Here is an 8777-nt window from a genome sequence, read left to right as displayed (position 1 = left end):
GAATCCGCTTCCGGCCCTGCCGATCCCGTCCGTGAGTCGGCGCTGAGCAGCGGAAGGACCGGGAACTGACATGAGTGCCACGAAGAAGGTCCTTCAGAAGGCTGTGCCTGCCAAACTGCCTGCCAAGCGGAGCGGCACCTGGGTGCGCGGTGCTGTGGGAGTAGCTACCGGCGTCGTCCTGCTATCCGCAACCGCAGCCCTTGCCGGGGCGAGTATTGTGCAGGATCTTGACGGTGCGGCTGAGCAGTTTCCCGTACCCATGGCGGCGGTCCCTGCCGGGGAGTATTCGGCGGTGTGTCCGGAGCCGCTGAGGCTGCTGGAGGGCACGGTGGAGGGCGGCGACCCGGAGTTCAGTCCGGTGTCCGAGACAGCCCGCAACCGGGTCAGCGCCATGACGCTCAGCGACCTGGGCGGTACCGTTCCGGGATCAGCTGTCGCACCGCTCGGGGGAGGGGACCCACTGGCGGTGATTGCCGAGCAGGTGCCCGAGGCCGAGCAGGAAAACCCGCAGGTCAGCAACGCGGACGGGCTGACCAATCGGGTGGCGGGCGTTGCGTCCGGGCAGGCCGTTGAATCGGCATCCGTCCTGCGTGCGCAGGCGCTCGGCGAACAGCGGGCCACTGCAGGCGCCGGATTCACGTACACCGCAACGGACGGCGACCTCGCGGGGCTGGCTGTGGCAGCGTGTCAGGTTCCGTCGAACGATTTCTGGCTGGTCGGAGCTGTTACCACGGTCGGTGCAACGGCGGTGCTGAATCTGCATAACCCGTCCGAATCGCCGGCGACGGTGGATCTTGAGCTGTACGGGTCGGAGGGTGTGATTGATGCCCCTGGCGGCCGGGGGATCCTGATCGCTCCGAATGAGTCCGAGTCGATTGTGGTTGCCGGCCTTGCCGCCAACCAGGAGAACCTTGCCGTCCGTGTCCAGAGCAACGGCGGGAGGGTCAGCGGCTTCATCCAGCAGAGTGTGCTGCGTGGTCTGACTCCGGGAGGGGTGGACCTGATCCAGGCGTCAGCTCCGAGCGCGTCGTCGCAGGTGGTGCCCGGCATCCAGATCCAGGCGTCGGACATCACGGATCCGATTGTCTCGCAGGACGGCTATGCGGGTGCCGCTCCGTCGCTGCAGGTTGCGGTGCCCGGCGGAACCGACGCTGTGCTCGATGTGCGTGTGTTCGGTCCGAACGGTGAGGTGGAACTGCCGGACGGGGGAGTGGTGACAGCGGCCGCCGGTTCGGTCACTGCCATACCGCTGGACTCCCTGCCGGAGGGTAACTACACGGCCGTTCTGAGTTCCGATGTGCTGATTTCCGCCTCAGCCCGGGTTTCCCGAGGAGCCGAGCCGGAGGAGCCGCTGGACCTGGCCCAGGTTCCGTCTGCCGTGCGACTGGGAAGCCAGCACGTGTCAGTCCTGCCGACCGGTGCCGACGCAGACTTCGTCTTTACCGCACCCACCGGCCGGGCGGAGGTCCGGTTGACGCCGGTCACCGCAGAGGGTGCGCTGGGTGAAGAACTGGTGTTCGACGTCGCCGGCGGCACCACGGTCACGGTGCCTGCCGCTGATCTTGGCAAAGGGACGGTAGCGGCGCTGATCGGAGTGTCGGGCGATCCGGCGTATGGCGCGCAGATTGCAACGCTCGACGGCGATACACCGGGAATCTCGGTAGCTCCCATTCCGGCCGGCAGTGCAGGCCAGCAGAGCGTGGCAGTGAATATCGGCTTTTAGGCTGGGTTAGCAGGCATTTTCAGCCCGGTGTTTCGGCCCGGCGTGCATCCTGCCCTTTGTTTCAGCCTGGCTCCTTCAGGCCCGGGACCTGCCGTAGGCGGGGTCCACCGCTTCGGGTGCCATGCCGAGAAGTTCCGCCATCTGCTCAACGATCACGTCGTGGACCAGTTCGTTGGCCGGAATGTACCCTCTGGCCGTCATTTCGATGGGATGCCGGTACACGGTGATGGTGGCGGGCTGCTTTCCGGCGGCAGGCGTGGAGGTTCCCAGCAGTCCGCGGACGGTCTCGGGTGCCATCTGTTCCAGACCGGCGGGGATTTCCTGGACGATGATCTGCACATCCTGGATCCGGTCACCCCACAGCCGTTCCAGCCGTTGGGCGGATTCCATGACCCAGTCCTCGAACCGTTCCGCACGGGATCGGGAGCCCGGCAGGTGCGAGGGAATGAGTTCGCCGCGAAGGCCTCTGCCGTGACGGTCCCGGCGCCGGCCGGCGTATCGGGACTTCCGGCCGGTTGGCCCGTCCGGTACAGCCAGACGAATGGAAAAAGAGCTATCCCGCATGCTGAAACTCTAGTCCGATCCGGTTCCGGCTGCATTACAGTCGCGTTGCGCTTGGGTCGCGATTCCGACGGCGTTGCACCTGAGCCGCGATTCCGGTGGCGTTGCGCTCGGGTCGCAATTTCCGAGCGCGTTGCGCTTGTGTCGCAATTTCGGTGGCGTTGCGCTTGGGTCGCAATTTCGACGGCGTTGCACCTGGGCTGCATTCCGGGCGTCGGAGCGTCGGACACGCCGGAGGGGTGGGGACACGGTAGGCTGATCAGTCGTGGGATCGATCCGGCAATGTTCACGTTCAGCGTGCCAGCGTGCTGCTGTTGCAACGCTGACGTACGTGTACGCGGATTCCACTGCGGTTCTCGGCCCGCTTGCCACCTACGCGGAGCCGCACTCCTACGACCTGTGCGCACCACATGCCGAAAAGCTGACGGTTCCACGTGGCTGGGAAGTACTCCGGTTGGCTCTGCCCTCAGGGCCGCCCGAGCCCAACCCGGATGACCTGCTGGCTCTGGCCAACGCGGTACGGGAAGCAGCGGTTGACCGCAGCGCGCCCGAACCGGCCCCTCCCGGGTCGAAGTCACCGCTGACACCGCCGCCTGGAGAAGCTGGGGCACGTCGCGGCCACCTTCGAGTGTTGCGCGACCGGTAGGCGCCCCGGGACTGGGCGCGTTGGTTTGTGCCCGCCGGTGGCACACAGTCCGCCGCTGCGCCGTTGTTGTCCCCCGGTCTTGTGTCCCGTAATCCACAGGGATTCCCGGTGAAGATGCCGTGCGCGATACCCTTGTGTTACCGAACCACGTGTACCAGCTGTCCGAGCCGGCACGTATGCCGGACCCGGAATCCTCGAAAGGCTGCATCCCGTTGCCCAATATCTCATCTGACCTGTTGGCCATCCTTCGGTGCCCCGTGACCGGGTCCGCTCTCGAGCAGCACGGCGACGTACTTCGGTCCGCCGGACCGGATGCTGCAGGGAACTTTGTGGAATATCCGATTGACGAGTCAATCCCTGTGCTGCTCCGCCCCGAACTCAGGACAGCGGAAAGTACTTCCGCTGCTACTCCGACGCCCGCTTCCACTGCAGAGGAATCCCCATCATCATGACGCTTGACTTCAAGGTTGCCGACCTCTCCCTTGCCGAGGCAGGCCGGCACCAGATCCGGCTTGCCGAGCACGAGATGCCGGGCCTCATGGCATTGCGGCGCGAGTTCGGCGAAAGCCAGCCGCTCGCGGGAGCCCGTATTGCCGGGTCGCTGCATATGACGGTCCAGACTGCGGTCCTCATCGAAACGCTGACGGCTCTGGGTGCCGAGGTTCGCTGGGCCTCCTGCAACATCTTCTCGACGCAGGATGAGGCTGCTGCCGCAGTCGTCGTCGGGCAGGGAACGGTGGAGGAGCCCGCCGGTGTGCCTGTTTTCGCTTGGAAGAATGAGTCGCTGGAGGAGTACTGGTGGGCCACCTCGCAGATCCTGCAGTGGCCGAACGGCGAGCCGAACATGATTCTCGACGACGGCGGCGACGCCACCATGCTGGTCCACAAGGGTGCTGAGTTCGAAGCTGCCGGCGCGGTGCCTGCGGCACCCACCGAGGACGATGTCGATTACTCCCACGAATACACGGTTGTCCTTGATGTGCTGCGTGCGTCGCTCGCTGAGGATCCGCAGCGCTGGACCCGCATCGCTGCGTCGATCCAGGGCGTCACCGAGGAGACCACCACGGGAGTCCACCGCCTGTACCAGCTGGCTGAGCAGGGCAAGCTTCTCTTCCCGGCCATCAACGTCAACGACTCCGTGACCAAGTCCAAGTTCGACAACAAGTACGGCATCCGTCACTCGTTGCCGGACGGCCTGAACCGCGCAACCGACGTTCTCATCGGTGGCAAGGTCGCCGTCGTCTGTGGTTATGGCGATGTCGGCAAGGGTGCTGCAGAAGCGCTCCGCGGGCAGGGCGCCCGTGTGATCGTGACCGAGATTGACCCCATCTGTGCACTGCAGGCCGTCATGGACGGCTACCAGGTGGCCAAGCTTGAGTCGGTGCTTGCGCAGGGTGACATCTTCATCACCACCACGGGCAACAAGGACGTCATCATGGCGCACCACATGCAGGCCATGAAGCACCAGGCGATTGTCGGGAACATCGGCCACTTCGACAATGAGATCGACATTGCCGGTCTCGCGCGGACGCCGGGCGTGGTGAAGGTTGAGATCAAGCCGCAGGTCCACGAATGGGTCTTTGACCAGGGTACGGAGCGGCAGCGCAGCATCATCATGCTGTCGGAAGGCCGTCTGCTCAACCTCGGCAACGCTACCGGGCATCCGTCCTTTGTCATGAGCAACTCTTTCGCCAACCAGACGATCGCGCAGATTGAGCTGTTCACCAAGCACGGTCAGACCCGTGAAGACGGTTCGCCGGAATATGACCGGCAGGTGTACGTGCTGCCCAAGATCCTGGATGAGAAGGTTGCGCGGCTGCACCTCGACGCGCTGGGAGTCGAGCTGACCGAGCTGTCCAAGAGCCAGGCCGAGTACCTGGACGTCGATGTGGCCGGGCCGTACAAGCCTGACCACTACCGCTACTAGGCACCATGACGCTCGGTTTCCGAGCGGCCGTACATACGTGTCCAACGCCGGCCCGCGGGGGAATCGGGCGTAAAATTGCATCTGGACAGCAACTAGCAGGCAAGGTATAGCGCATGTCGAACGTCTCCGAAGAGGATCAGCCACAGCGTCGGGGCTTGAAGATTGCTGCCCTCATCGTGGCCGGCTTGTTGGTTGTCGGCGGCGGGATCGTGGGTGCCATCACCGCGCCGAGCTGGGCGAATTTCGGCAATGAGCCGGCGGCAGCACCGTCGTCGTCCGCGTCTGCGACTGCCTCCCAGGAACCGGAAGCCGAGAAGTCCGAGGAGCCTGCCGCCGAGGAGTTCACCTTCGGAGTGACTCCCACTGATGGTGCGGCGAACGTGAATCCTGCCACGCTGCCGGAAATCCGTGCGGAAGAGGCGGCCATCAAGGACGTGTCGCTCGTTCCAGTGCTCGGCGGGGAGCCGGTTGCCGGGACGCTTTCCGGGGACGCGTCCTCGTGGAAGGCCGATGGGCCGCTGGCCTTCGCCACCGAGTACTCGTTCAGTTTTGTGCTGGTTGATTCCACGGGCGGTGAGCACCGGCAGGAGCAGACCTTCACCACGGTGCAGCCCGAAAATGAGGCGAACGCGTGGATGTATCCGGCGCCCGGCTCCACTGTCGGAACCGGCCAGGCCATCGAGATCACCTTTAGCGAGCCGGTCACCAACAAGGATGCCGTCGAGAAGGCCATCACCATCACCAGCACTTCCGGCCAGGAGGGCGCCTTCTACTGGCTGAATGATACCGAGGTGCGTTACCGCGCCCAGGAGTATTGGGCTCCGCACAGCACCATCACGGTCGATATGCAGCTCTTCGGGGTGGATTTCGGTAACGGGATGATCGGTAATTTCAACGACACCTACTCGTTCAAGACCCACAACACCCGTCTCGCCGTGGTGGACAATGCCACCAAGGAGATGAAGGTTTTCATTGACGGCAAGCTGGAACGGACCTTCCCGGTGACGCTCGGCACCGAGGAATGGCCTTCCTTCTACGGGCTCTACACCGTGATGGAGCAGTATGAGCGGACCAAGTTCACTGCCGAATCGATCGGTCTCAAGCCCGAGGATCCCGCGTACTATCCGCCGACTGAAGTGAACTTTGCGAGCCGGATCTCGAACGGCGGTGCCTTTGTGCATGAGGCGCTTCCGGCGGCGCAGTCGGTGCTGGGCATTGCGAACGTCTCACACGGCTGCGTGGGGATGAGTCCGGAGGGCGCCAAGTATTTCTACGACGTCTTCGGTCCGGGCGACATGCTAGAGATCCGCAATACGGATACCGGTCCGGTACAGGTCTGGGACGGCTTCGGTGACTGGAACCTGTCCTGGTCCGAGTGGACGTCGCAGGGGGCGTAGCGGGGTTTCTGCCCGGGCGGGTACTTCGTTCGGGTTCTTGTGCGGTCGACGTTTAGCGTTCCGGTCTTGCTGGCGCTCGTTCGCTCGTGCGCTCGTTCAGTGTTCCGGTCTTGCTGGCGCTCGATTGCTCGTGCGCTCGTTCAGCGTTCCGGTCTTGGTCAGCGTTCCGGGCGAGTTTTTCGTTGCTTGTTCAGTGCTCAGTCGCTCGTTCGATGTTCCGGCCACTTGTGCACTCTTCAGTCAGTTACTGAATGGCAGACGGTGCAGCTGTTCAGCGGTGCGGGACGTGCGTTCACGCTGCCTGGTGAGTCTGGCGTAGTCGCGGTCGCGGCGTGCCGAGACCACGGCGTTGAGGAAATCCTCCGGCAGGGTTCCGGCGGGCGGGGCCGGAAACACGAATGCTGACGCTTCGTTTGCCAGTTCGGTGGCGAGGGCACCGCGAGCGGAAGGCGTGAGCCGGTTCGCTTGGCCGATGAACTGCGAGATCCTGCGTGCCAGCGGGTCCGGCAGCTGTACGACGTCGGCGGTTGCAATCCATGCATGGAGCGACGGCGGCAGCACTGCTCGCGTCCGTTGTTTGACGACGACACGCTCGTGCATCGAGTAAGTGCCTGCGAGGAGGTCGCCGAGCCGCTTTGACCGCTCGTTGAACACAGCCACGAGGAAAGCGAGCGAGCCGACCAGCAGGTAGATTTCCAGGACCGCAAGCATGCCGCGGATGAAGGCGTGCCGGAAGCGGATGGAACCGCCGTCGTCGCGCACTATGCGCAGTCCCATGACAAGCCGGCCGAGGGATTTGCCCCTCGTGACCGTTTCCACGGTGACGGGGATGACCACGAGGACCAGCACCACGAGGACCAGGACGAGGGCCTGGGTGAGTGCCGGGTCGAAGGCGCCGCCGAAGGTGTTGCCGACTGTCACAATGACGCCGATGATCACCAGGAACTGCGCAAGAACATCGATCATCAGGCTCACGGCGCGTGCGCCGAACGAGGCCGGGCGCAGCTCGAGAACGACGGCTTCGCCGGTGATGACCGAGCTCATTGGATGTCCTCCCCTTGGATGAAATCAGCTTAGCTGCCGTTTGAGTGTGGTTGCCGGGGGATAAGCTGGCCGGGTGGATCTGGACGCCTTCGAGGAAGTAAACCGCGCAGACTGGAACCGGCTGGACATACTGACCCGGCAGCGGCGGCTGCGCGGCAGCGAGGCGGACGAGCTGCTTGATCTGTACCAGCGCACATCCACCCATCTGTCGATGATTCGATCGATGGCTCCGGAAAGCGCCCTGTCCAACGAACTTTCCATGCGGTTGTCCCGTGCGCGGACCAGGTTCACTGGTGCCCGATCAAATTTTCTCGAAGATGTTGCGCGGTTTTTTGTAATCTCGTTGCCGGCTGCCTTCTACCGGGTTCGGTGGCTCACGGTGGCTGTGGGAGTGGTTTTTCTTGCCGTCAGCTGGCTGTATGGGGCGTGGGTGGTGAATACGCCCGGCGTGATTGCCGCGCTTGGCAGTGACGAGGAGATTCGGCGGTACGTCGAAGAGGACTTCGTGGACTACTACTCCGAGAATCCGGCTGCCTCATTTGCCGGACTGGTGTGGACCAACAACGCGTGGATTGCGGTGCAGGCGGTGGCTTTCGGGATCACCGGGCTATGGGGGCCGTTTGTTCTGTACCAGAATGCGCAGGGTGTGGGGATCGCTGCGGGAATGATGGCGTCCTACGACAAACTTGATGTGTTCTTCACGTACATCCTTCCGCACGGATTCATGGAGCTCACCGCGATTTTTATTGCGACGGCGGCGGGACTGCGGATCTTTTGGGCGTGGGTTTCACCTGGAGCCCGAACCCGCTCGCAGGCGCTTGCCGAGGAGGGTCGGTCGCTCATCACGGTTGCGCTGGGATTGGTGCTGGTGCTGTTTGTATCGGGCCTGGTGGAGGGCTTTGTCACGCCGAGTCCGCTTCCGGTGTGGCTGCGGATTGGGATCGGCTTCACTGTTTTTGCCCTCTACTGGGTCTACACGCTGGTTCTCGGTGGCAGAGCTTTCCGGGCGGGATACACGGGCGATCTGGGTGATGAGGATCGTGGGGCTTCGGTGTTGACGGCCTGATTCTGGGTTCTGGTCTTGTGGGCGCTGTTCAGCCCGGGGCGTTGGGCTAGCCGCGCCCAGTGCAAAGTAATCTCCGACTTCCGGCGAAGCACCGCCTGGCGTTTGGTTGGGCCGGCTGGGGGATTTCTCCCACCATTTATCCTCTCTCCGTCTTAGAAGGGTGGGGGTTGGGTGGTGTAGGTTTTTCCGGCTGGTGAGGTGGCGGTGATGGTGCCGGGTTCGGGTTGCATGTAGTCCCAGAGCCCGATGGTTTTGAGCCGGTGGTGTTTGGCGCAGAGGCAGGCAAGATTGTCGTGGTCTGTGCGTCCGCCGTGGTGCCAGGGAATGGTGTGGTCGATTTCAGTTGCGACCGCTGCCCGGTTGCAGCCAGGGTGTCGGCAGGTTTTGTCGCGGATGCGGACCCAGTCCTGGAG

Annotated in this window: 8 protein-coding genes; 5 read left to right on the top strand and 3 right to left on the bottom strand. The window is 63.7% G+C overall.

What is annotated here, in order from left to right:
• Nucleotides 1-70 precede the first annotated feature (70 nt).
• Nucleotides 71-1723, top strand: coding sequence for a DUF5719 family protein (locus X803_RS0104700; RefSeq protein ID WP_026544239.1), 1653 nt, complete (start codon nucleotides 71-73; stop codon nucleotides 1721-1723).
• Between the two features lie 75 nt (nucleotides 1724-1798).
• Here the strand turns inward: X803_RS0104700 and X803_RS22680 are convergent, their stop codons facing one another.
• Entirely contained in the window at nucleotides 1799-2113 is a 315-nt protein-coding gene (locus X803_RS22680) for a metallopeptidase family protein (protein WP_051470463.1), read from the bottom strand.
• Between the two features lie 436 nt (nucleotides 2114-2549).
• Between X803_RS22680 and X803_RS21335 the strand changes: the two genes are divergently transcribed.
• The 3 genes from X803_RS21335 to X803_RS0104685 all read left to right on the top strand — a co-directional run bounded on the left by X803_RS21335 (nucleotide 2550) and on the right by X803_RS0104685 (nucleotide 6254).
• Nucleotides 2550-2930, top strand: coding sequence for a DUF3499 domain-containing protein (locus X803_RS21335; protein ID WP_084033395.1), 381 nt, complete (start codon nucleotides 2550-2552; stop codon nucleotides 2928-2930).
• A 448-nt stretch (nucleotides 2931-3378) separates the two neighbouring features.
• Complete coding sequence (gene ahcY, locus X803_RS0104690) at nucleotides 3379-4857, top strand: adenosylhomocysteinase (protein ID WP_026544237.1); 1479 nt, start codon at nucleotides 3379-3381, stop codon at nucleotides 4855-4857.
• Between the two features lie 113 nt (nucleotides 4858-4970).
• Nucleotides 4971-6254 (top strand): L,D-transpeptidase, encoded by a 1284-nt coding sequence (locus tag X803_RS0104685; protein ID WP_026544236.1) that lies wholly within the window; start codon nucleotides 4971-4973, stop codon nucleotides 6252-6254.
• Between the two features lie 240 nt (nucleotides 6255-6494).
• On the opposite strand, the gene X803_RS0104680 is transcribed toward X803_RS0104685, so the two are convergent.
• Nucleotides 6495-7298 carry an RDD family protein gene (locus X803_RS0104680; protein ID WP_026544235.1) on the bottom strand — a complete coding sequence of 268 codons (804 nt, stop codon included), beginning with the start codon at nucleotides 7296-7298 and terminating at the stop codon, nucleotides 6495-6497.
• 73 nt (nucleotides 7299-7371) lie between these two features.
• On the opposite strand from X803_RS0104680, the gene X803_RS0104675 reads away from it, so the two are divergent.
• On the top strand, nucleotides 7372-8364 hold the full coding sequence (locus X803_RS0104675) for a stage II sporulation protein M (protein ID WP_026544234.1): 993 nt from the start codon (nucleotides 7372-7374) through the stop codon (nucleotides 8362-8364).
• 152 nt (nucleotides 8365-8516) lie between these two features.
• On the opposite strand, the gene X803_RS0104670 is transcribed toward X803_RS0104675, so the two are convergent.
• On the bottom strand, nucleotides 8517-8777 hold a 261-nt coding region (locus X803_RS0104670), incomplete at its 5' end, for an HNH endonuclease signature motif containing protein (protein WP_026544233.1).

Source organism: Arthrobacter sp. 35/47, from assembly GCF_000520475.1.
Lineage (GTDB): Bacteria > Actinomycetota > Actinomycetes > Actinomycetales > Micrococcaceae > Arthrobacter_D > Arthrobacter_D subterraneus.
This window is presented reverse-complemented; position numbering and strand designations above follow the sequence as displayed.

What these genes read in the sequence shown, in the direction of transcription:
- X803_RS0104700 (WP_026544239.1), top strand. Translation starts at nt 71, where the DNA reads ATGAGTGCCACGAAGAAGGTCCTTCAGAAGGCTGTGCCTGCCAAACTG.
- X803_RS22680 (WP_051470463.1), bottom strand. Translation starts at nt 2,113, where the DNA reads ATGGAATCCGCCCAACGGCTGGAACGGCTGTGGGGTGACCGGATCCAG.
- ahcY (WP_026544237.1), top strand. Translation starts at nt 3,379, where the DNA reads ATGACGCTTGACTTCAAGGTTGCCGACCTCTCCCTTGCCGAGGCAGGC.
- X803_RS0104685 (WP_026544236.1), top strand. Translation starts at nt 4,971, where the DNA reads ATGTCGAACGTCTCCGAAGAGGATCAGCCACAGCGTCGGGGCTTGAAG.
- X803_RS0104680 (WP_026544235.1), bottom strand. Translation starts at nt 7,298, where the DNA reads ATGAGCTCGGTCATCACCGGCGAAGCCGTCGTTCTCGAGCTGCGCCCG.